The organism is Streptomyces sp. NPDC023573 (assembly GCF_055559735.1).
Genome location: NZ_JBVHKB010000002.1, coordinates 126727 through 149608, shown reverse-complemented (window position 1 = coordinate 149608; position 22882 = coordinate 126727). Strand labels below are relative to the sequence as shown.

Here is a 22882-nt window from a genome sequence, read left to right as displayed (position 1 = left end):
CCTCGGACAAGGAGAAGACCATGACCGATCCCCTTCCCGGCCGCACGGCGGCGAGCCCCTCCCGTGGCGCGCTGCGCCCCGTGCTGTGGGCGCTGCTCCTGGTCTTCGCCGCCTGCAACGCGGTCACCTCGATGATGGGCGGGGCCGCGGTCGTCGTCTCCCTCGTCTTCGGGCTCGCCACGCTCGCCTGCGGCGTCGGCCTCGTCGTGCACCACCGTCGGACCGTGTCCGCCGAGAGGGCCGCGAGGGCCGCCCTGTGACCGTCCAGCAGCAGCTCGGCACCAGCCCTCCGCCGCCCGCCGACGTCGCGCCCCCACCGGGCGGCGGCGTGCGGGGGAGTATCCGCCGCAGGCCCCTGGTCTGGTTCTTCTCGCTCGCCTTCCTGATGAGCTGGGTGGCCTGGGTGCCGTACATCCTGTCCGGGAACGGCCAGGGCGTCCTCGACTTCACCTTCCCCGGGGGCGACACCGGCGGCAGCCAGCTGCTGGGGGTCCTTCCCGGCGCCTACCTCGGCCCGATCCTGTCGGCGTTCCTCGTCACGGTCGTCACCGAGGGACGCCCGGGGCTCCGCGCCTGGGTGGGCCGGATGACCGCCTGGCGGGTCAGCTGGCGCTGGTGGGCCGGCGTCATCGTCGCCGTCCCCCTCGTGCTCGTGCTCACCCTGTACGCGCTGGGCGGCCGGAGCCCCGTCATGCCGAGCGCCATGGTGCTCGCCGCGTTCCTGCCCGGGCTGCTCCTGCAGATGCTCACCACCGGCATCGCCGAGGAGCCGGGCTGGCGCGACTTCGCGATGCCCCGGCTCCAGAACGCGTACGGGCCGGTCGTCGGCACGCTGATCCTCGGCCCGCTGTGGGGTGTCTGGCACCTCCCGCTGTTCCTCACCGACTGGGGCGGCACCGTCCTCTGGTACACCCCGTTCGAATTCGTGGCCACCACGATCGCCTTCAGCTTCGTCATGACGTGGCTCTTCAACCACACCCGGCAGAGCCTGCTGCTGGCCATGCTGCTGCACACCGGCGTGAACAACTTCTTCTCCGTCGCCTACTCGGACGTCTTCCCGACCCTGGGCGACTCGTACGCGACCCACGCCTTCCTGGTCAGCTCCACCGTCGTGGCGGCCGTCCTGCTCGTCGCCACCCGCGGCAGGCTCGGACTTCCGCCGGACAGGCCCTAGCTAGGGCCGTATGCCCACCGGCACCCCCATCACCTCGCGGGCGTGCCGGGACGGCGTCAGGCCCAGGCGCCAGGCCTGCCAGCCGCCGTCCAGGTCCACCCCGCGGTTCAGGACGACCCGGAAAGCCTCCGCACAGTCCTCCAGCTTGGCGTCCCGCAGCGGGTGCGAGGCGTCCAGCAGGTCCGCGAGTTCCTGCTGGGCCACCGCCGTGCCCACCTCACTGCCGCCCGGTGAGGCGTACGGCAGCAGCGTGCACCGCAGGAACGCCGCCCAGTCACCGCCGCGGGCGTCGCCGTACGAGGCGAACAGCGTGATCGCCTCGCCGCAGAGCTCCAGGGCCTGCGCCGCCCGGTTGTTCCCGCCGTCGACCAGCGCCAGCTCCAGGCACGTCCATGCCTCGCCGTGGGCGACCCCGATCCGCCGGAAATCCGCACGGGCGTCCACCAGGAGCTGCCGGGCGAAGCCCGAGTTGCGCAGGTTGCCCGTCTGCGCGGCCCGCTGGTCACGGGTGACACGCCCCGAGTGGTGGCGGGCGCACGCCAGCCCGTACACGTCCCGCATCCGGGAGAACATCGTGCGGGACCGCTCCAGCTCCCGTACCGCCTGGTCGGTGTCGCCGTCCTCCTCCAGCGCCTGCCCGAGGTAGTACCGCGTCCACGCCTCGCCCCGCGCGTCCTCGTTGCCCCGGTGCCGGGCGAGGGCCTCGCGCAGCTGCTCCACCGCGGTCGCGGGGTCGCCGTCGAGCAGCCGGGCGCGGGCCAGCTGGGTCAGGGCCCAGGCCTCCCCGCGCTCGTCCCGGGTGCGCCCGTACAGGTCCAGGGCGGCGGCCAGCTCCTCCTCGGCCCGGGACACCTCGCCGAGGCGCAGACAGACCTGGCCGAGCTGGAAGTGCGACCACGCCTCGCCGTGCAGGGACTCGCCCTCGCGGTGCAGGGCCAGCGCGGTGTCCAGCAGGGTCAGGGCCTCGGACAGATTCGCCCGGTCGCGTTCGACGGCAGCCAGGGCGTGCAGCGACCAGGCCCGGTCCTCGGCCTGCTCCTCCGAGGCCTGCAGCGCGATCGCCTCCCGCAGCCGGGCCGACGCCTCCGACAGATTGCCCTGGTGGTGCAGGGTGATGCCCAGCGAGCAGAGGGCGAGGGCGGCGCCCGCGTCGTTCTGCGCCTCGCGGTAGAGCCCGACGACGGAGGACAGCGTCGTACGGGCCTTGTCGAGCTCACCGAGCTGCCGGGCCGCGATCCCCGTACGCCACTGCACCGACCGCTCCAGGAGCCCCTGGTCGACGGCCTGGGTCAGCTCGCTGATCTCACCGAGCCGGTAGAGGTCACCGCGCAGCAGGCAGTAGTCGCACAGGGCGCCCAGCAGATGGAGCACCGCCGCCTGGTCGACGCCCTCGGCGTGCCGCAGCGCCGAGGTGATGAAGCTCGACTCGTCGTCCAGCCAGCGCAGGGCGGCGTCCAGCGAGCTGAAGCCGTGCGAGCCGAACTGCCCCGCACGGGTGGACATCTTGCCGTCGACCATGCGGATCACCGCGTCCGCGAGCTCCGCGTAGTTCTGGATCAGGCGTTCCTGCGCGGCCGTACGGTCGGCCGCCGGCTCCTCGTCCAGCAGCCTGGCCAGGGCGAAGTCCCGTACGAGGTCGTGCAGCCGGTAGCGGGCGCCCCGCACATGCACCAGGAGCCCGGCTCCCGCCAGGGTCTCCAGCAGCCGCCCGGCCTCCTGTTCGTCCGAGGACAGCAGCGACGCCGCCGCGGCGGCCCCGAGGCTGGCCCGCCCGGCGAGGGCGAGCCGCCGCAGCAGCCGGCGGCCGGCCTCGGACTGGTCGGTGTAGCGCAGCCACAGGGCCCGCTCGACGGGCGCGACCGGACCGTACGCCCCGAGGGCCTCGGCGAGCTCGGCCCGGTTGCGCGCGCCGAGAGCCGATCCGGCGACACGGAGGGCGAGCGGCAGCCCGCCGCACAGCCCGACGACGGTCTCGGTCGACGGGTAGTCGTACGGGCCGGCCTCCTCGTCGAGGGCCGACTCCCGCAGCAGCTCCTCGGCGCCCGCCGCCTCCAGACCGCCGACGGGCAGGTGGTACACCCGGGCCGGGATGTCGTCGGGCAGGGCGAGCGGCTCGCGGGCCGTCACGAGGACCAGGCTGTCGGAGCGCTCGGGGACGAGCGTGCGGACCTGGGCGGCGTCCGTGGCGTCGTCCAGGACGATCGTGACCGCAGTGCCCGTCAGGTGCTGGTGGTAGAGCTCGCTCAGCCGTCGCACCTGCTGCTCGGCGGAGGACCTCTCCCGGAAGAGCAGCTGCTCGCGCGGCGCGCCCAGCCGGTTGAGCAGGTGCAGCAGGGCGTCCCGGGTCGGCAGCGGGGTCTCGCCGGAGACATCACCCCGCAGATCGACCACGCACGCCCCGCGGAACTGGTCCTTGAGCGCGTGCGCGGCCCGTACGGCGAGTGTGGTGCGCCCGGAGCCCGGGGCGCCGTGCAGGACGACGACGGTCGGCCTGGTCTCGGTCGCGGCACGGGCCGCGTGCACCCACTGTGCGATCTGCGCCAGTTCACCGCGGCGGCCCGCGAACGGGCCCTGTGCGGCGGGCAGATGACCGAAGGACTGCTCCAGGACCGACCGGGCGCGCGCGGCCGCGCTGCGGTCACCGCCGCGCAGCTGCGCCACCACCGAGGCGCCCGCCTTCTTCGGCGGCCGGGCGGAGGCCGTCAGCATCCGCTGCTGGTCGAGGTACGGGCGGATGCCCCGTACCTCCAGGGCCGTCAGCCACTCCAGGCGCAGCTGCTCGGGGCCGCCGGGCTGGTTGCGTTCGCCCGCACGGCGGTGGGCGGCCGGCCAGTGCGAGGCGGTCACCCGCGCCACCGTGACCGTCGTCCCTGCGGCGGCGACGACCGCGCCCGCGCCCAGGGCGAGACCGGTCGCGGTGCCCAGCGCCAGATCCGCGCCGAAGGCCGCCGCGGCGGCAACACCGGTCACCAGCAGCGGTGTTCCCAGCGTCGCTCTGCTGAACCGCGCGGACAGCGGCTGCTGACCGGCGCCCGCCGCGTCCAGCGCCCGGGTGTAGGCGGCGTACTCCTCGGCCGCGCCCGCCGCCATGGTGTCGAGCGCGCCGCGCGCACGGGCCAGCAGCGCGCCCGAGTCCGTCCGGCCGCCTGTCCGACGTGCCTCTTCCTCCACGGCACGTACCAACAGCCTTTCGGCTTCCGCCCGGTGGCTGTCCCGCATCCCCATGCGTCCCCCTCGTTCCCGACCCTGGCCAGGGTGCGGCGGGACCCGCCGCGTCGGCCTTCCAGTGTCCTCGGTCCGGCGCCCCGGCGACAGGGAGTCCGCGAGACTGTCCGCCGGCGGGGGCCACCCCGCGCCCTACGCCGTCGCGCCGCCGTTCAACGCGGCGATGCGTGCGGTGAGCTCGGCGTCCGTGACGGCCAACAGGGGGGCCAGCGGGCTCTGTGCGGGCACTGCCGAGACGAGCGGCTCGAACCGCGCGCCGCGGCGGCGCTTGGACTCCAGGGTCCCGGGACCCAGGAGGAGCCGGGAGATCCCGCGTTCGTAGGCGTATTCCATCGGCAGGTAGTAGGCGGCGTTGAAGTACCCCGCGACCTCACGCGCGTACTCCGGATCCAGACCGACGAAATACAGGAGCAGGGCACCGTGCCCGGCCACCAGGCAGGCGGTGGCCACAGGCCGGCCGGCCACGGACACCATGCTCAGGAGGAAGTCGTCGCCGAACGTGCCGTGCAGCCGCCTGAAGATCGAAGCGACCTTCTCGGCCTCCATGCGCTGACCGCGCGCCGCGTAGGCCACGGAGACCAGCTGTGCCGCCTCGTCGATGCGCCGGCCGGCCTCGTCGCCCTGGAGCAACCGGCAGTCGCCGCGGGAGCGGGCCTTGAGCTCCCGGCGGACCCCGGACCGACGCTGTGTGGGGAGGGCGGCGACATAGTCGTTGATGCCGCTTCCGGGGAGCCGGATGACCGGGTAGAGGTCGGTCACGCCGCTCACGAAGCCGTGCGCACGGGCGGCCGCTGTCAGCGGGTCGTCCTGCGGGCAGTGGAGCACGGCCGGCAGCCGCCGGTCGCTCTCGGCGGCATGCACGGCGGCCTCGAACAACCGGGCGGTCTGCCGGGACTCCGGCGTGCCCCGGGTGACGAGGGGGGACATGTATCCATTCGCGGCCAGCACCAGTTGGCGGCCGGCCTCGGTACGTGCGAGTTCGAGTGCCCCCGGGTCCTGGACCACGTCGCGGCCGGTTCCGGCACAGACGTCGACGGCGTTCATGCGGACGAAACCGCTGTGCCCCGTCGTCAGGCGCAGCCACGCGGCAGGCCCGCCGGGTGATCCGAGGAAGCCGATCCCGTCGCCCGCCCAGCGCGCGCCCTCGGCCCAGGCCAGCCGGTGCCGCGGATCGGCGGCCTCCCGCGGCCACCGGTCCGACCGGGCATCTGCGTCCGAAGTGATGAAGAACGGCGCCGGTACGCTCAGTTCAGTGACGGCTGCCGGACCGGTGGTGGTCACTGGCGGACCCTTTCTGTCGCGGACCCCGGAAAGGGGTCCATGGCTGGATGCCCGTGAGAGCCGGGGTTCGGCCCGCGGTGGTCGCCTTCCGGGCAGCATGGCGCTGCCGCCCCGGTCTGCTGCGGATCAGTCGTCCGGCGCCAGCGGGACGCACCGTGGAGCGCCGGTCGGTGACTGCCCGGGGTTCACACCTGAGGGGCGATGCGGAGCGTGACGTGCTCGGCCGCTTCCGACATCCTGGCCTCGCACTCCGGCACCGAGTCGGCGGTCACGACGGCGAAACCCACCCGGGAGAACCAGCGTCTGCCGGGCTCGGGGCGGACCTCGGTGCCGGGTCCCGCCAGCCACTCGACCCGTTCCAGCCACGGGGCATCGGCCACCTTGTCGTCGATGCCGCGGGATTCTATGACGCCGGGGGTGTCGGCGTAGAAGAACCGGATCCCGGCGACACGGTCCCGGTCGGGAACCAGCGGCCGCGCCCGCCCGGCCGCGACGTCGGCGGAGGCCAGCGCGATGTCCATACCGGTTGCGAGCAGCGCGAGTTCGGCGATCAGGCCGCCCCCGGGCCGGCCGTTGAGCTCGATGATCCGTGGGCCCTCCGCGGTGAGCCGCAGCTCCGTGTGGGTGACGGTGCCGCTGACGTCCAGCGCCTCGTGTGCGGCCCTGACGACCTTCCGCACGGCCTCGGGATCCGCTGTGATCTTCTCGGGGGCCGCCACGATGTGGCCGACCTCCTCGAAGGAAGGCGGGTAGCCGAGCACCTTCTTCGCGAAGACCGGGGAGTCGATCAGACCGCCGACGGCCGCACTGTCCACGCTGATCTCGTCCCCGTCGAGGAACTCTTCGACCAGCACGCCCTGATGGTGCTCCCAGGCCCGCTTCGGCCTGCTGCCGTACGCCCGGCCGAAGGCCTCCGCCAGGCCCGCGGGGCCGGAGACCCGGGTCACGCCGAAGCTGGCGGACATCGCCTGCGGCTTGACCACGACGGGGTACCCGATCCGGCGCGCGGCGGCCTCCGCCTCCGACGCGCTGAGCACCAGTTCCGAACCGGCCGACGGTACGCCCCCGTTGCGGAGCGCCTCGCGCGAAGCCCACTTGTCGCGGCAGCGCACCGCCGCCTCGGGGCTGCACTGCGGCACGTCGAGCAGTTGACCGATCCGCGCCGCCTTCTCCACGCACCACTCGTCGAACGTGAACACACCGGCCACCGGATACGTGGCGGCGAGGCGGAGCGCCGCTTCGACGAACCCCTCCGAGTCGGCGGGGTCGACGGTGACATGGTCGATGACGTACGGAATTTCCCAGGTCACGGGCTCGGGGGAGATAAGCACGAGTCGGTAGCGGGCGGCGATTCGAGCGAGTGCGAATTCCCGGTACTCCCTCTGCCCGGCGGACAGGACAATCAGGACGGCTTTCAACACTACCCCTCCTCGGTGTCGGACATGGAGCAGTACACCATGTCCGACACCGGCCGCCCGGCCGTCTCGCTATGTAAGATCCCGCGAAAGGTGTTCTGAATCCGAGAGCAACGGCCTGATCAGCTGATACGTCGTCGGCCGAACCTTTCTCGGCTGGTCATCGCGGCTCCGACACCTTGTGTCGCCAAGATCTCTCTGTCTACGGTCACCTCGTTTCGCGTCGCCGTAACGGCGGCGCCACAAACGGCATTTCTGTCACAAGCCCTGACGGGGGCGTCCCCAAACCGGCTACAGCCTGATGAGGAGATAGCAATGCAAGGGCGTCTGGAACGACTCGAAGGAATGCTTGGCGACCCGCTCTTCGAGAGCATTCTCTGGGGTCATGAGTACGACCTCGGCGGCCTTGACGAAGGGTTGCGGAAGAGGATCGAGGAGGGCCAGTTCAAGCGGATCGTCTTCTACGGAATGGGTTGCTCGTCCGTAGTGTCCGACATCGTCAAGGGTTTCTTCCTGGCGGAAGACATTCCGATCCGGGTCGACGTCGTCAATGACTACGACCTCGAATGGTTCGTCGACCCCGACGTGCTCAAGGACGACGCCACGCTCACGATCATCGTCTGTTACAGCGGATGGTCGGTCGAGCCTTGCCTGTTCTTCGACCGTATGCGCGAAATGACCGGGAACCGGAACCTGATCGTGCTGTCGGGCGGCGGGAAGATCGCCTCCATGTGCGAGGAGCAGAACACCTCGCTGATCCAGTACAAACTGCGGCACGCGGACCGTGAGTACCCGCTCTACCACGTACAGCAGTTCTTCTCGATCTTCCTGGATCTGTTCCACAAGCTGAAGATCACGAAGAGCACGTACCGGGACGAGCTGGAAGAGTCCGTCAGGTTCCTCAAGGAGGAGTTCCACGAGGGAACCCTCAGGCGGGCCGCGGAGATCGCAGGGCGGCTGCGCGACAGCAGGATCGTGCTGCTCGGCACCGCGGGGTGGTACGTGACGCTGCTCAAGCAGACCACCATGTTCTTCAACGAGATCGCCATGGTGCCCACACACCGCAACTTGCTCCACGAGTTCAGCCACACCGAGGTGGCGGCGTACTCGGATCCGGGCAACAAGCAGGCCGTCATCACCTTCGAGGACTCGGACGCGGACGACTACACGCGGGACAAGATCAAGACCCTGGAAGGGCTGTTCGGCGACAAGAGCGTGCCGCAGAACAGCAACATAGAGTTCGTGAACATCCACCTGGACCAGGAGAACTTCTTCAAGAAATTCTTCTTCGGCCACTTCTTCACGGTCTACATCGCCTACTACCTGGGTCTCCACGCCGATGTGACCGGCCGGGACCTGATCTCGATCGCGGCGAAGAACCCGTGGTGGAGCCAGCGCTCGATCGAGCGCTTCCCCGAGTGCGTCGACATCCCCGCGGACCTCGAGGCGAGCGACGAGCCCGCGCCGGCCGCCGGGTGACGGGCAGCGCACCATGAAGAAGAACCTGACCGTGGTCACCGGAGGCAGCCGTGGCATCGGACACTGTCTGGTGCAGTCGTTCATCCAGGACACGGACGTGCTCAACGTGTCGCGCAAGCCTGCCCGGATCAGCGATCCGCGGGCGGAGCACGAGCTGCACAATCTGAACCTGGACCTCGACGAGGTGACGCTCATCGAGCCGCGCCTGGGCGCATGGCTCGATGAGCACCCCGAGTACCAGGTGACGACTCTCGTGCACAACGCGGCCGCCTCGGTCGTCGGCTGGTTCCACGAGGTGTCGGCCGGGCAGGTGGAGCAGGTCTTCCGGGTGAACGTGCACGCTCCGCTGGCCATCACGGCGACGCTGTTCTCGGCCGGACGCTTCGCCCGGAGCGGGGCACGGGTCGCCTATGTCGTCTCGTCCCTGGGGCGACCGCTGCCCGAGCTCTCCTTCGCGGGTCTCGGCCTCTACAGCACGACGAAAGCGGCGCTGGGGCGGATGGCGCTGGTGCAGGCCCGCGAATTCGACATCGCGGCACCGCACATCAAGGTGCTGCGCGTCCATCCCGGAATCGTTGACACCGATATCCAGCGCGAACTCCGCCGGGACCCGAGGCTGGACCCCGGGTTCGCCGTGAAGACGGACGGCCTTCCGCGGTACCAGGAAGGGGAATGGCGGGGCAAGGCGCCGAAGGACCACATGCGGACGGTGTCCGCCGAGTTCTCCGCGGAATTCATCCTCTGGGCGGTGCAGCGCCCAGAACTGAGCTCCGAGGAGTACGACTTCTACCATGCGCAGGAATTCCATGACGTACGGGGAAGCTGAACCATCAACGAGCCGCCGTGGTCGACAAGGACGGGAATGAGTCACCTAGTTTTCGTGGAGACATCGGGCTCCGGTGTCAATGCGCTCGAGTACGCCAAGCAGGCCGGGCACACCGTGACCTATCTGTACTCGACGCTGTACGACTTCACCGCGTCACCGGATCAGCGGCAACGCGCCAGGAAGCTGGCCGACCACGCCGTCGAGGTACCCGACATGAGCAGTACGGCCAATTTGCTCGAGGCGGTACGCGCAGCGGACATCCGGGAGTCCGAAATCGACGCCGTACTCTCGACACTGGCCTTCTGTGCGGCCCAGGCGGCGGAACTCGCCGACGCGATCGGGGCCCGCGGCACACCCATTGGAGCCGTCGCCGCCGCACGCGACAAGGGCCGGTGCCGCGAGGTGCTCCGAGATGCCGGAATTCCGAGCCTTGAGTTCTCCGTCGTACGCACGGAGGAGGAAGCGCTCGCCGCGGCCGCCGATATCGGCTATCCCGTCATCATCAAACCCGTACTGGGCGTCGCCAAGGCGGCCACGGCGATCGTCCGCACACCGGACGAGGTGCGCGAGCACTTCGCCGGCCTCGACGTCAACCTGCGGGGCATGGCCACCGGTATGGCTGCGCACTTCGACGAGCGCTTCATCGTCGAGCAGCTCGCGGTCGGTGACCTGTGCTCCGTCGAAGTCGCGGCGGGTAACGGGGTGTTCGTGGCTCTGGCCTCGACCCTGCAGAAGACCGGGGCGGACAATCCCGTACTGGAACTGGGCTGTACGACCCCCGCCGGCTTCGCCCCGGCACAGCAGGAGGAGCTGGGGGCGTACGCGGTGCGGGTGTGCCGTGCCCTCGGCCTCGACCTCGGAATCTTCCACACCGAGGTGATGTACACCGCGGACGGGTTCCGGCTCACCGAGGTCAACCCGCGCATGGCCGGCGGCGCGCTGCCGGAGACGGTGAACGCCGTCGCGGACCGGAACATGTTCGAGATCCTGGTCGACCTGTACGCCGGCAGTCCGGTGCCCCCGGCTCCGCTGCGGCTCGACGGTGCGGCGTCGCACTCGGTCCTGGGCGCCGCCGAACCGGGGGTTGTGCGCGAGGATCTGCCGGCCGACTGGTTCGGAGCGTTCGACGACCGGCTGCACTCCGGATGGGCGAGCGTCGAACCCGGTGGCCCGCTGGTCGCCATGCAGGGCAACTTCGACCGCTTCGGAATGATCCGGACCGTCGCCGGGAGCACCGAGGCCGCGCGGGCGGCGTGCGTGGAGGTGAAGAAGGACATCGAACGGGAGCTGAGGATTCCCCTCGTGCCGGAGAACACCAGCACGCTGATCCGCTCCTGACCGGGTCGAGGTGGACGCTCCGGTGAAGACTGGCGCCGTGGTCGGTTCCCTCGGCGGTAACCGCACTCTGAAGGTCCGGATCACGGTCAGCTTCGTCAACCGGCTGCTCGATTCGATGATCACGTCGTTCATGGCGGTCTACCTGGCCTTCACCTTCGGTGCGGCGCAGGCCGGCGCGCTGCTGTTCACCGTGGTCTGCCTCGGCGTGGTCGCCATGCTCATCGGCGGGCACGTCTCCGAGAAGTACGGCCGGCGGTGGACGCTGATGCTGGCCGAGATCGGGGTGTTCGCCACGTTCGCCCTGATGGCTGTGGCCCACTCCGGCCGGCTGTCGAGCCCGATGCTCGTCTATCTCGGCTATCTGCTCAACCGGTTCGCGGCCAGCATGGCGCTGCCCGCGAGCGAAGCGCTGATCGTGGACGTCACCACGCCGGAGAACCGCAAGGAGGTCTACACGGTCAACTACTGGGCGGTGAACCTGGGACTGGCGCTGGGTGCGCTGCTCGGAGCCTGGCTGTACGACGGACACTTCGGCCTGATGCTGGGCGGGGCGGCGGTCTGTACGTCCGGTGTCGTCCTCACCACGGTGTTCCTGATCCGGGAGACCCGTCCTCCGGACACGGACCGGGCGCAGCCGTCCCGGTCCGTGCTGCGCGAATTCGCCTCCGGGTACCGCCTCGTGCTGCGGGACGGACGGTTCATGCGGCTGATGACGGCGGCGGCGCTCACCCTCGCCATCGAGTTCCAGCTGATCAACTACGTCGGTGTACGGCTGGCCGCGGACCTGCCGGCACAGGATCTGGTCTCCCTCGACGCCCTGACGGTGCATGTGAACGGCGTACAGATGCTGGGCATCCTGAGGGCGGAGAACACCGCCCTCGTGGTCCTGCTCGCGCTGTTCTCCCGCCGCCTCTTCCGGCGGCTCTCCGACCGGGGAGGGCTGTACCTGGGCATCACACTGTTCACGGGCGGCTACATGGTGCTGGCGGTGAGCAACTCGGGCTGGGTGCTGATGGTGGCCGGACTGGTGTACACCACAGGCGAGTTGATGAACGTCCCCATCAAGCAGGCGCTGCTGGCGGACATGGTCCCGGACACGGCCCGCCCCCGCTACATGGCCGTGTACAACCTCAACATCAGGGTGGCCCAGATGATCGCCGCCCTGTTCGTCGCCCTGGGCACGCTGGTGCCGCCGTGGGGGATCGCGCTGCTGTACGGCTTGATCGGCGCGGTGATCATCAGCCAGTACAGGGTGGTTCTGCGCGACGGGGCGTCCTCGTCGTGACGGGGCCGAGAGGCAGGCACTGTTCAGCCGGATCCGAAAGGCTCTTCCATGTGGAACCCACCCCGCTCGGGACGGCCGGCATCGGTCGGCCAGGTCACAGCCGCCAGCGGGATCGGCGCCGTCATCGAGTGGTACGACTTCTTCCTCTACGCCACGATGGCGGCGCTGGTCTTCAACCAGGAGTTCTTTCCCAGCTTCGACGCGCTCACCGGCACCCTCGTCGCTTTCGGCACCTTCACCGCGGGCTTCGTCACCCGGCCCATCGGCGGGATCATATTCGGCCACTACGGCGACCGCCTGGGCCGCAAGAAGATGCTCGTCGTCACCATGATGGTCATGGGCGGGGCGACCTTCGCGATGGGGCTGCTGCCCACGTACGACTCGATCGGTGTCTGGGCGCCGGTCCTGCTGCTGATCCTGCGCATGCTCCAGGGCATCGGGCTCGGAGGTGAGTGGGGCGGGGCGGCGATCCTCACCTTCGAGCACGCCCCGAAGCGCCGGCGCGGCATGTTCACCAGTTGGCCGCAGACCGGGGTTCCGATCGGGCTGCTGCTGTCGACCCTCGCGGTCAACGGTGCCGGTGCGTTCGGCGACGAGGCGCTGAAGTCCTGGGCGTGGCGCCTTCCGTTCCTGTTCAGCATCGTGCTGGTCGCGGTGGGCTTCGTCGTACGGGTGCGAATCAGTGAACCGCCCGTCTTCGAGCAGCTGGTGGAGCGCGAGAACCGGTCCCGCGTGCCGTTCTTCGAGGTGTTCCGGAGCTACCCGAAGCTCACGATGCTGGCCATCGGCGTCCGGTTCTGCGAGAGCCTGGTCTTCATCCTCTACAACACCTTCATCCTCACCTACACCACCACCGTCCTGGATCTGCCGAAGAGCGTCGCGCTCAACGGCCTGCTCATAGCCGCAGTGGTCGGTTTCCCCGTCATACTCCTCACCGGCCGACTGTCGGACCGGGTCGGGCGGCGGCCCGTCCTCGCGCTGGGCGCGATGATCTCGGGGGTGGCGGCCTTCCCGGTGTTCGCCATGATCGACACCGGGAACACCCTGCTCGTGTGGGTCGGCATCCTCATCGGCTGGGGGATCGGGGCCTGCACCATGTTCGGCCCGGAAGCAGCATTCTTCGCCGAGCTGTACCCGGCCCGGGTGCGCTACACGGGGATGTCCGTCGTCTACCAGATCGGCGTACTGCCCGCCGGTGCCATCGCGCCCGCGGTCGCCACCGCGCTCGTCGCCCACTTCGACGGCAGCTCGTGGCCGGTGGCCCTCTACGTCGTCGTCTTCGCCGTCATCGCGCTCGTCGCCCTCGCGTTCACCCCGGAATCCTCGCGACTGCTCAGGGACGAGGAGCCGGACCGGCCTGACGCCGTCAGCCCCCCGCCCGTGTCCGCAGTCAAGCCCTGACCGCCGTCGGAGCGACTGGTGGCCGTGGTCGCCCGGCTTCGGAAGGGCGTGGTTCCCGCCCCCGCCACCTGCCCGTTCCCGCTCCCGACCCGTGGCGCGCGAGTGTGGTGGGGGAGGGTGCGCAAGGATTGGGGTATGGCCAACCGACTTGCGCAGACCACCTCCCCGTACCTCCTCCAGCACGCCGACAATCCCGTCGACTGGTGGCCGTGGTCGCCCGAGGCGTTCGAGGAGGCCCGTCGCCGCGGCGTCCCGGTGCTGCTCAGCGTCGGGTACGCCAGCTGCCACTGGTGCCATGTGATGGCTCACGAGTCGTTCGAGGACCCTGCCGTCGCCGGCTACCTCAACGCGCACTTCGTGCCCGTGAAGGTCGACCGCGAGGAGCGGCCCGACGTCGACGCCGTGTACATGGAGGCCGTCCAGGCCGCGACCGGCCAGGGCGGCTGGCCGATGACCGTCTTCTTGACCGACGAGGCCGAGCCCTTCTACTTCGGCACGTACTTCCCGCCCGAGCCCCGCCACGGCATGCCCTCCTTCCAGCAGGTCCTCGAAGGCGTCGTCGCCGCCTGGACCGACCGGCGCGAGGAGGTCGCCGAGGTGGCCGGGCGCATCGTCCGCGACCTCGCGGGCCGCTCCCTGGCCGCCGGTGAGGGCGCCCTGCCCGGCGAACCGGAGCTGGCGCAGGCCCTGCTGCGGCTGACCCGCGACTACGACGAGAGGCACGGCGGCTTCGGCGGCGCGCCCAAGTTCCCGCCGTCGATGGTCATCGAGTTCCTGCTGCGCCACCACGCCCGTACGGGATCCGAGGGCGCCCTGCAGATGGCCGCCGACAGCTGCGCGGCCATGGCGCGCGGCGGGATCTACGACCAGCTCGGCGGCGGCTTCGCCCGTTACGCGGTCGACGGGGAGTGGACCGTCCCGCACTTCGAGAAGATGCTCTACGACAACGCCCTGCTGTGCCGCGTGTACGCCCACCTGTGGCGGGCCACCGGCTCGGACCTGGCCCGCCGGGTCGCCCTGGAGACGGCGGACTTCATGGTCCGCGAGCTGCGGACCACCGAGGGAGGCTTCGCCTCCGCGCTGGACGCCGACAGCGAGGACGAGCGGGGACGCCACGTCGAGGGGGCCTTCTACGTGTGGACGCCCGCGCAGCTGCGCGAGGTCCTGGGCGAGGAGGACGCCGCCTTCGCCGCCGACTGCTTCGGGGTGACCGAGGAGGGCACCTTCGAGGAGGGGTCCTCCGTCCTGCGGCTCGTGCGGACCGGGGAGGAGGACACCGACGCCGGCCGGGTCGCCGACGTACGCGCCCGGCTGCTCGCCGCGCGCGAGCTGCGGGTGCGCCCCGAGCGCGACGACAAGATCGTCGCGGCCTGGAACGGCCTCGCGATCGCCGCGCTCGCGGAGACCGGTGCGTACTTCGACCGCCCCGACCTGGTCGAGCGGGCCACCGAGGCCGCCGACCTGCTCGTACGGGTGCACATGGGCGACGTCGCCCGGCTCTGCCGCACGTCGAAGGACGGCCGCGCGGGGGAGAACTCCGGGGTCCTGGAGGACTACGGCGATGTCGCCGAAGGCTTCCTCGCACTCGCCTCCGTCACCGGTGAGGGCGCCTGGCTCGACTTCGCGGGCTTCCTGCTGGACATCGTGCTGGAGCGCTTCACCGGCGAAGGCGGACAAATGTTCGATACCGCTGACGACGCGGAGCGGCTGATCCGCCGGCCCCAGGACCCCACCGACAGCGCGACCCCGGCCGGCTGGACCGCCGCCGCGGGCGCGCTGCTCTCCTACGCGGCCCACACCGGCTCCGAGGCGCACCGTACGGCGGCCGAGGGCGCCCTCGGGATCGTCGGGGCGCTCGGCCCGAAGGCCCCCCGCTTCATCGGCTGGGGACTCGCGGTCGCCGAGGCGCTGCTGGACGGCCCGCGCGAGGTCGCGGTGGCCGGGCCGGTCGGCGGGGAGCTGCACCGGACGGCGCTGCTGGGACGGGCGCCCGGCGCGGTCGTCGCGGCGGGCGAGGCGGCGGACGCGGGCACGGAGTTCCCGCTGCTGGTGGACCGGCCGATGGTGGGCGGCGAGCCGACCGCGTACGTCTGCCGGCACTTCGTGTGCGACGCGCCGACGACCGACACGGAGGAGCTGGCCGGGAAGCTGGGCGGCTGACGCCGGCGGGACAGGGCGAAGGGCCCGGCCGTGGTGGCCGGGCCCTTCGCCGTACGGGGAGCCGCCTACTGCTGGTAGGCGACCAGCGAGATGCCGACGTAGTGCACGATGAACGCCGCCAGTGTCAGCGAGTGGAACACCTCGTGGAAGCCGAACCAGCGCGGTGACGGGTTCGGGCGCTTCAGGCCGTAGATGACGCCCCCCGCGCTGTAGAGCAGCCCGCCGACGACGACGAGGACCAGCACCGTGATGCCGCCGGTGCGCATGAAGTCCGGCAGGAAGAACACCGCGGCCCAGCCCATGGCGATGTAACACGGCGTGTAGAGCCAGCGCGGGGCGCCGACCCAGAAGACGCGGAAGGCGATGCCGGCGGCCGCGGCGCCCCAGATCGCCCACATGAGCGGCCGGCTGGTGGACTCGGGCAGCAGGAGCAGCGTCAGCGGCGTATAGGTGCCCGCGATGATCAGGAAGATGTTGGCGTGGTCGAGCCTGCGCAGCACGGCCTCCCCGCGCGGGCCCCAGGTGCCGCGGTGATAGACCCCGCTCACACCGAACAGCAGGCAGGCGCTGAGCACGTAGACGGCGCAGGCGATCCGTGCGCGCGTGCTGTCGGCCAGGGCGATCAGCGTGATGCCGGCGATGACCACCGCGGGGAACATTCCGGCGTGCAGCCAGCCGCGCATCCGTGGCTTGACCGGGACGGGGTCGGTGAGCTCGACGGGTCCTGACCCGGAGGCGGCAGAAGTCATATCGGCATGCTACCTACGCTCCCGTAGGTAACTCATATCAGTGGCGATGCTCACGTGGGCGGTCCTCTGGACATATGGGCGCGATGGTCGGATGATCAAATGAGTGCGGTCGGCACCGGATGAGCGCCAGGGGAATTCGAAGGGGTCAGCATCCGGGTCGCAGCCCCCACGGGGCCTGACAACACACCCTCTCTACAAGGAGCGATCGTGGCGCGAGACATCGCGGCTCCCCTCACAGTTCCCACTCGTCACCAGGAGCTCGTCTCCTGGGTGGACGAGATCGCGGCCCTCACCCAGCCGGACCGCGTGGTCTGGTGCGACGGCTCCGAGGCCGAGTACGAGCGCCTGTGCGAGGAGCTCGTCGCCAAGGGCACCTTCACGAAACTCGACCCGGTCAAACGACCCAACTCGTACTACGCCGCCTCCGACCCGAGCGATGTCGCCCGCGTCGAGGACCGCACCTTCATCTGCTCCGAGAAGGAGGAGGACGCGGGCCCGACCAACCACTGGAAGGCTCCCGCCGAGATGCGGGAGATCTTCACCGGGGAGAACGGGGTCTTCCGCGGCTCCATGCGCGGACGCACGATGTACGTGGTCCCGTTCTGCATGGGACCCGTCGGCTCGCCGCTCTCCGCGATCGGTGTCGAGATCACCGACTCCGCGTACGTCGCCGTCTCGATGCGCACCATGACGCGCATGGGCCAGGAGGTCCTGGACGAGCTCGGCACCGACGGCTTCTTCGTCAAGGCCGTCCACACCCTCGGCGCCCCGCTGGCCGCCGGCGAGCAGGACGTCCCGTGGCCGTGCAACTCCACCAAGTACATCTCGCACTTCCCCGAGGACCGCGAGATCTGGTCGTACGGATCCGGCTACGGCGGCAACGCCCTGCTCGGCAAGAAGTGCTACGCCCTGCGCATCGCCTCCGTGATGGCGCGGGACGAGGGCTGGCTCGCCGAGCACATGCTGATCCTCAAGCTCACGCCGCCGCGCGGGGGAGTCGAGGCCGTCAAGTACATCGCGGCGGCCTTCCCGAGCGCCTGCGGCAAGACCAACCTCGCCATGCTGGAGCCCACGATCTCCGGCTGGACCGTCGAGACCATCGGCGACGACATCGCCTGGATGAGGTTCGGCGAGGACGGCCAGCTGTACGCGATCAACCCCGAGGCCGGATTCTTCGGTGTCGCGCCCGGCACCGGCGAGCACACCAACGCCAACGCCATGAAGACCATGTGGGGCAACTCCGTCTTCACCAACGTGGCGCTCACCGACGACGGCGACGTCTGGTGGGAGGGCATGACCGAGGAGCTCCCCGCGCACCTCACGGACTGGAAGGGCAACGACTGGACCCCGGAGTCCGGCACGCCCGCCGCCCACCCCAACGCCCGCTTCACCGTCCCGGCCGGCCAGTGCCCGATCATCGCCCCGGAGTGGGAGGACCCGAAGGGTGTGCCGATCTCGGCCATCCTCTTCGGCGGCCGCCGCGCCTCCGCGGTCCCGCTGGTCACGGAGTCCTTCACCTGGCAGCACGGCGTCTTCCTCGGCGCGAACGTCGCCTCCGAGAAGACCGCCGCCGCCGAGGGCAAGGTCGGCGAGCTGCGCCGCGACCCGTTCGCCATGCTGCCGTTCTGCGGCTACAACATGGGCGACTACATGAAGCACTGGGTCGAGGTCGGCGCCGACAAGGCGGACCAGTCGAAGCTCCCGAAGATCTACTACGTGAACTGGTTCCGCAAGAACGAGGCCGGCACGTTCGTGTGGCCCGGCTTCGGCGAGAACAGCCGTGTCCTGAAGTGGATCGTCGAGCGGCTGGAGGGCAAGGCCGAGGGCGTCGAGACCCCGATCGGCATCCTGCCGGCCAAGGGCTCCCTGGACACCGAGGGCCTGGAGCTCTCCGAGTCCGAGCTCGACTTCCTGCTCACGGTCGACAAGGAGGTCTGGCGCGAGGAGGCCGCGCTGATCCCCGAGCACCTCAACACCTTCGGCGATCACACCCCGAAGGAGCTGTGGGACGAGTACCGCGCGCTGGTCCGGCGCCTGGGCTGACCACCTCGTGAACCCCGCGGCCGGGCCCTTCCGGCATCCGCCCTGACCTGTGGGGTCCACGGGCCGGCCGCGGCACGGCACCCGGAGCCGCCCTCAGGCTCCGGGTGCCGCTCTGCGTCCGGCGGCACCCGGAAGGTGTGTGGCACCCGGTCCACGCGTCTTCGCGACCCGTGGACCGGGGCCGTCAGGGGGCGCCGACCAGAGCGGTCGGCGCGGCGGCGGCGGACAGGGCCTCGGCGTGCGCGTCCATCGCCTGGGCCGCGAGGATCGCCACGGCGGTGTCCGCGCGGGACGCGGCCACCAGCAGGGCGCGCCCGGCCAGGGCGTGGGCGCGGCGGTGCAGGGCGGCCGGGGAGGCGTCGCTCCGGCCGGCGTGCCGGGCGGGCGGCGCGGAGCGCAGCCGGGCGATCTGCCCGGCGATGCGGTCACCCATGGCGTCGAGGCCCAGCTCGTCGGTGACGGCGAGCAGGGACGCGAGGTGTCCGGCGAGCTGGATGTCCAGCTCGTCCTCGCGGCTGCGGTGCGGGAAATCGGCGTTGTCGGCCGATGTGTGGACCGACTTGGTGCGGATCGGCTCGTACATGGGTGGCCTCCTGGAGCGTGCGGTAAGGCCATCCTATCTTGGATTCAGTCTAAAGTTGTGCAGGATCTGAGAGATGTTGGTCGCTCAGGGCTGGCTGTAGCCGTCCAGGAAGTTCCCGATACGCGTCACCGCGTCGGTCAGGTCCTTGGCCGGCGGCAGCGTCACCACCCGGAAGTGATCGGGCTCCGGCCAGTTGAAGCCGGTGCCCTGGACCACCATGATCTTCTCGGCCCGCAGCAGATCGAGGACCATCTGACGGTCGTCCTTGATCTTGAAGACCTTGGGGTCGAGCCTCGGGAAGAGATACAGCGCCCCCTTCGGCTTCACGCAGGTCACCCCGGGGATCTGCGTCAGCAGGTCGTACGCCACGTCCCGCTGCTCCAGGATCCGCCCGCCCGGCAGCACCAGCTCGTTGATCGACTGCCGCCCGCCGAGCGCGGTCGCCACCGCGTGCTGCGCGGGCATGTTCGCGCAGAGGCGCATGTTGGCCAGGATCGTCAGCCCCTCGATGTACGAGGAGGCGTGGGCCTTCGGGCCGCAGACGGCCATCCAGCCGGAGCGGTACCCCGCGATCCGGTAGTTCTTGGAGAGCCCGTTGAAGGTGAGCACCATCAGGTCGGGGGCGATGGCGGCGGTCGGGGTGTGCGTCGCGCCGTCGTAGAGGATCCGGTCGTAGATCTCGTCCGAGCAGACGACCAGGTTGTGGCGGCGGGCGATCTCCGTCAGCCCGCGCAGCATCTCGTCGTCGTAGACCGCGCCGGTCGGGTTGTTCGGGTTGATGATCACGAGCGCCTTGGTGCGGTCGGTGATCTTCCGCTCGATGTCCGCGAGGTCGGGCATCCAGTCGGCCTGCTCGTCGCACCGGTAGTGCACGGCCGTGCCGCCGGCCAGGGAGACCGAGGCCGTCCACAGCGGGTAGTCCGGGGCGGGGACGAGCACCTCGTCGCCGTCGTCGAGCAGGGCCTGCATCGACATCTGGATCAGCTCGGAGACACCGTTGCCCAGGTAGACGTCCTCGACGTCGAGGTCGATCCCCTTGGTCTGGTAGTGCTGCATCACCGCGCGGCGCGCGGACAGCAGGCCCTTCGCGTCGCCGTAGCCGTGCGCGCCCGAGAGGTTGCGCAGGATGTCCTCGAGGATCTCCGGCGGGCACTCGAAGCCGAACGCCGCGGGATTGCCCGTGTTGAGCTTGAGGATGCGATGACCTGCGGCTTCGAGCCGCATCGCTTCCTCGAGCACGGGGCCGCGGATTTCGTAACAGACGCCGGCGAGCTTCGTGGACTGGATGACCTGCATGTCAGCGAGCTTACGACCGTGTTTCGAGCGCTGCGCCCGGTTCGCGCGGTGGTTGCTCCCTCCGGGGGGTGCGCCACGGCCCGCCGGACTTCCATCGCCATGCCGCCCCCGCCGCGGACCGTGGGAACGCCCGGTCCGGGCGGGGCCTCGGCTTGGAAAGCGGGCGTGGGCCGCCCCACCGGGTGAGATGCGCCACCCCGGTCAGCCGGGCAGGACGGTCCCCTCCGGGAGGCGTACGCCGAAGTCCTCGGCCAGCACCCGCAGCACCTCGGCGGAGTCGCTCAGCTCCCGCTCCGCGACCGTGCCGTCGTCGGCGGTCTCCACCAGCGTCCGCCCGGACAGGGCGCGGTGCAGGCCCGGCAGGGTGCGCTGGGCGTACACCGCCTGCCGGAACGGCGAGCGCGGGTTCGTCGCCATGTGCCAGTTGATGACCTCGTAGTCCGGGGCCTCGAACGGCTCCAGGGTGAATTCGTACTGCGGCTCCCAGTAGCCGCCCTTGTCCGTCTGCAGCTCCCACATCTCCAGCGGGCCGTCGTGGGGGGCGTGCACGAGCCGGTGGCGGCGCGGGGTGTCGAGCAGCTCGGTGTCCACCACCAGCGGGATCGGCTCCATCAGCGCGCCGTGCGAGCCGAAGCCGACGTCGGCCAGCCAGGGGACGGGCTCACCCTCCACGTCCACCCGCATCAGCATGTGCGTACGGGGCCGGACGTCACCGGGCGCGGCGCCCAGCACCACCCGTGCGGTCAGCAGCGTCACCTGGAACCCGAGCTGGGTCAGGGCGGCGGTGAGGAGGGTGTTGTGCTCGTAGCAGTACCCGCCGCGCTCGCTGTGGACGAGCTTCCTCTCCAGGTCCGGGAGCGCGAGGGAGGGGGCGCTGCCGAGGAGGGGCTCCAGATTCTCGAGCGGGATGCCCAGCAGGTGGGCGCGGTGCACGGACCGCAGCACCTCCACGGTGGGGCGGCGCTCCCCGGACCAGCCGATGCGGGCGAAGTAGGCGTCGAGGTCGAGTGTCATACCCCGACACTACGCAGAGACCTCAGAGGTTTCCCAAGTGCGATGACGGCACAGGAGATACGGGGAACACGGCCTCCGTGTGTCCTGCGACCGGTGCGGTCCGTCCGTCCGGCCGGCGGCGGGACGCGCCCCGGCCCGCCGGGAAGAGGCGGGCGGGCCGGGGTGGTCAGATGCGCGGGAGGCGTGGTGTGCCCACGCGCGCGGAGGGGCCGGGAGGGATCAGACCGCCCACCTGCTGCAGTTGGAGGCGGAGGACCAGGCGTGGCCGCTGATGCTGTTGTTCGCCGCGGCGCCGGTGGTGAAGGAGTCGCCCAGGAGGCTGGAAGCCCAGCCCTCGGACCGGCTGAGGCAGATGTGCCCGCCGCTGCCGCCGGTGCCGTTGTAGAACTTGACCTCGTAGCTGTTGCCGTTGTTCAGGACCGATGAGGCCTTGTTGGTGTCGCCGCCCTGGAAGCTCAGCGCGGAGTCACCCCAGTTGGAGTCGTCGCCGGACGCGTGGCCGAGGTGGCCGTTGCAGTTGGTGCTGTCGTACGCGTACATGTAGCCGGAGAGCGCGCCGGCCATGGCGTCGGAGCAGTCCGCCGCCTGCGCGGAGGTGGCGGGGACAAGGGCGCCGAGGGATGCCACGGCGACGGTCGTGAGGGCAGCGAAGGCCTTACGCATGAGGTGGTGCTCCTTCATGTGTCGGTGTGAATTCATCCGCGACCAACTGGGACGCGGAAACCTGTGAGTCACTTTTCGGTGAGATCCCGGGCGCGGGAGAGCGCGGCCAGTCCCATGCGCTGGTAGGCGGCATTCTCCTTGCCGTACTTCTTCAGCAGGGTGGACCGGTATTCCCGCTCGAGTCGGCGCGCGGTCTTTCCGAGATCGGTCTTCGCGGCGCACGTGGCCTCGGCCACCGCCAACTCGACCTCGTAGGCCTGTGCCTCTCGCGAGCTCATTCCCGCAGTGTTCGCGATTCGCTTCTCGCGGATCTCGTCCGGCGAGGAGAAAGGGCGGCCGGCTTGCTTCATGCAGTGCGACCAGGCACTGATCGCCTTCTTCATGCGCTCGTCCGCCAGGATGCGCGGAACGTAGAGCGGGGTCAGGCTCGTGACGGTCTTCTTTGCCTTGAACCAGTCCGCGAGGTCTCCGTAAAGATGGGCCCGGGCCCCGGCCCAGCAGCCTTTCCGGGGGGTCTCGACGGTGCCGCCCGCGGGCAGGTCCACGCGCAGGACGTCGTCGTAATCGCCGTTGAGAGCCGTGTTGTAGCGGATGCGGTCCTTCTTCGGGAGCGCGTTGGGGAACCGGACGTTGGGGTGCTCGCCGCGCTCCTTCTCGGCCGCCTCGTCGAAGGGCCGGCCGTAGCCGTACTTCTTCGCCCATGAGATGTCGTCGAGCACATAGCGCCCCGCCTTACGGGCGTCGACACCCGCCACCGGTCCCACCCAGTACGAGAACCCCTTGTTCTCCATGCACTTCTTGACGAGTGCGTACTCGGCGTACTCGATTTCCATCTCCTCGGGGGCGGTCAGATCCCGGAGTTCGCGGTCCGAAATCGTGACGGTGTCCCTCTTCGGCGGCTTTGCCGAGTCCGTCGTGACATCTGTCCCCGCACCACAGCCCGCCGTGAT

The 22882-nt window shown here is 70.4% G+C and carries 18 protein-coding genes; 9 read left to right on the top strand and 9 right to left on the bottom strand.

Translation table 11 applies throughout. The features are described from left to right. Window positions 1-20 precede the first annotated feature (20 nt). Window positions 21-260, top strand: coding sequence for a hypothetical protein (locus tag ACZ32T_RS07110; protein WP_467268225.1), 240 nt, complete (start codon window positions 21-23; stop codon window positions 258-260). Next, window positions 257-1174, top strand: coding sequence for a CPBP family intramembrane glutamic endopeptidase (locus ACZ32T_RS07105; RefSeq protein WP_467268223.1), 918 nt, complete (start codon window positions 257-259; stop codon window positions 1172-1174). The genes ACZ32T_RS07110 and ACZ32T_RS07105 overlap by 4 nt, the downstream gene beginning before the upstream one ends. Here ACZ32T_RS07105 and ACZ32T_RS07100 read toward each other — a convergent pair whose 3' ends face one another. From ACZ32T_RS07100 to ACZ32T_RS07090, 3 genes are all read right to left on the bottom strand, one after another. Continuing rightward, window positions 1175-4393, bottom strand: a complete 3219-nt coding sequence (locus ACZ32T_RS07100; protein WP_467268392.1) for a tetratricopeptide repeat protein — start codon at window positions 4391-4393, stop codon at window positions 1175-1177. It abuts the gene before it with no gap. Window positions 4394-4531: 138 nt separating this feature from the next. Continuing rightward, a complete protein-coding gene (locus ACZ32T_RS07095) occupies window positions 4532-5680 on the bottom strand; it encodes a GNAT family N-acetyltransferase (protein WP_467268222.1) in 1149 nt (382 codons plus the stop codon). 185 nt (window positions 5681-5865) lie between these two features. Next, window positions 5866-7101 (bottom strand): ATP-grasp domain-containing protein, encoded by a 1236-nt coding sequence (locus tag ACZ32T_RS07090; RefSeq protein ID WP_467365782.1) that lies wholly within the window; start codon window positions 7099-7101, stop codon window positions 5866-5868. 309 nt (window positions 7102-7410) lie between these two features. Between ACZ32T_RS07090 and ACZ32T_RS07085 the strand changes: the two genes are divergently transcribed. From ACZ32T_RS07085 to ACZ32T_RS07060, 6 genes are all read left to right on the top strand, one after another. Further along, window positions 7411-8574 (top strand): SIS domain-containing protein, encoded by a 1164-nt coding sequence (locus ACZ32T_RS07085; RefSeq protein ID WP_467365780.1) that lies wholly within the window; start codon window positions 7411-7413, stop codon window positions 8572-8574. Window positions 8575-8587: 13 nt separating this feature from the next. Further along, window positions 8588-9400, top strand: a complete 813-nt coding sequence (locus ACZ32T_RS07080) for an SDR family NAD(P)-dependent oxidoreductase (protein WP_467268216.1) — start codon at window positions 8588-8590, stop codon at window positions 9398-9400. Window positions 9401-9436: 36 nt separating this feature from the next. Beyond that, window positions 9437-10738: an ATP-grasp domain-containing protein gene (locus ACZ32T_RS07075; protein ID WP_467268214.1), complete on the top strand. Its 1302-nt coding sequence runs from the start codon at window positions 9437-9439 to the stop codon at window positions 10736-10738. Between the two features lie 22 nt (window positions 10739-10760). After that, window positions 10761-12023: an MFS transporter gene (locus ACZ32T_RS07070; protein ID WP_467268212.1), complete on the top strand. Its 1263-nt coding sequence runs from the start codon at window positions 10761-10763 to the stop codon at window positions 12021-12023. Window positions 12024-12071: 48 nt separating this feature from the next. Next, a complete protein-coding gene (locus ACZ32T_RS07065; RefSeq protein WP_467365778.1) occupies window positions 12072-13424 on the top strand; it encodes an MFS transporter in 1353 nt (450 codons plus the stop codon). A 135-nt stretch (window positions 13425-13559) separates the two neighbouring features. Then, on the top strand, window positions 13560-15584 hold the full coding sequence (locus ACZ32T_RS07060; RefSeq protein WP_467365776.1) for a thioredoxin domain-containing protein: 2025 nt from the start codon (window positions 13560-13562) through the stop codon (window positions 15582-15584). Window positions 15585-15649: 65 nt separating this feature from the next. Here ACZ32T_RS07060 and trhA read toward each other — a convergent pair whose 3' ends face one another. Then, window positions 15650-16333, bottom strand: coding sequence for a PAQR family membrane homeostasis protein TrhA (gene trhA / locus ACZ32T_RS07055; RefSeq protein WP_467268206.1), 684 nt, complete (start codon window positions 16331-16333; stop codon window positions 15650-15652). Window positions 16334-16540: 207 nt separating this feature from the next. Between trhA and ACZ32T_RS07050 the strand changes: the two genes are divergently transcribed. Continuing rightward, complete coding sequence (locus ACZ32T_RS07050; RefSeq protein WP_467268204.1) at window positions 16541-18376, top strand: phosphoenolpyruvate carboxykinase (GTP); 1836 nt, start codon at window positions 16541-16543, stop codon at window positions 18374-18376. A 184-nt stretch (window positions 18377-18560) separates the two neighbouring features. Here the strand turns inward: ACZ32T_RS07050 and ACZ32T_RS07045 are convergent, their stop codons facing one another. The 5 genes from ACZ32T_RS07045 to ACZ32T_RS07025 form a co-directional block, all read right to left on the bottom strand. Continuing rightward, complete coding sequence (locus ACZ32T_RS07045; RefSeq protein ID WP_467268202.1) at window positions 18561-18959, bottom strand: SCO4983 family protein; 399 nt, start codon at window positions 18957-18959, stop codon at window positions 18561-18563. 84 nt (window positions 18960-19043) lie between these two features. Next, window positions 19044-20255 (bottom strand): pyridoxal phosphate-dependent aminotransferase, encoded by a 1212-nt coding sequence (locus tag ACZ32T_RS07040; RefSeq protein WP_104788609.1) that lies wholly within the window; start codon window positions 20253-20255, stop codon window positions 19044-19046. A gap of 201 nt (window positions 20256-20456) precedes the next feature. Then, window positions 20457-21269: an arylamine N-acetyltransferase family protein gene (locus tag ACZ32T_RS07035; protein WP_467365774.1), complete on the bottom strand. Its 813-nt coding sequence runs from the start codon at window positions 21267-21269 to the stop codon at window positions 20457-20459. A 219-nt stretch (window positions 21270-21488) separates the two neighbouring features. Further along, window positions 21489-21932 (bottom strand): hypothetical protein, encoded by a 444-nt coding sequence (locus tag ACZ32T_RS07030; RefSeq protein ID WP_467268198.1) that lies wholly within the window; start codon window positions 21930-21932, stop codon window positions 21489-21491. Window positions 21933-22000: 68 nt separating this feature from the next. Further along, on the bottom strand, window positions 22001-22765 hold the full coding sequence (locus ACZ32T_RS07025; RefSeq protein WP_467365772.1) for a hypothetical protein: 765 nt from the start codon (window positions 22763-22765) through the stop codon (window positions 22001-22003). Window positions 22766-22882 lie beyond the last annotated feature (117 nt).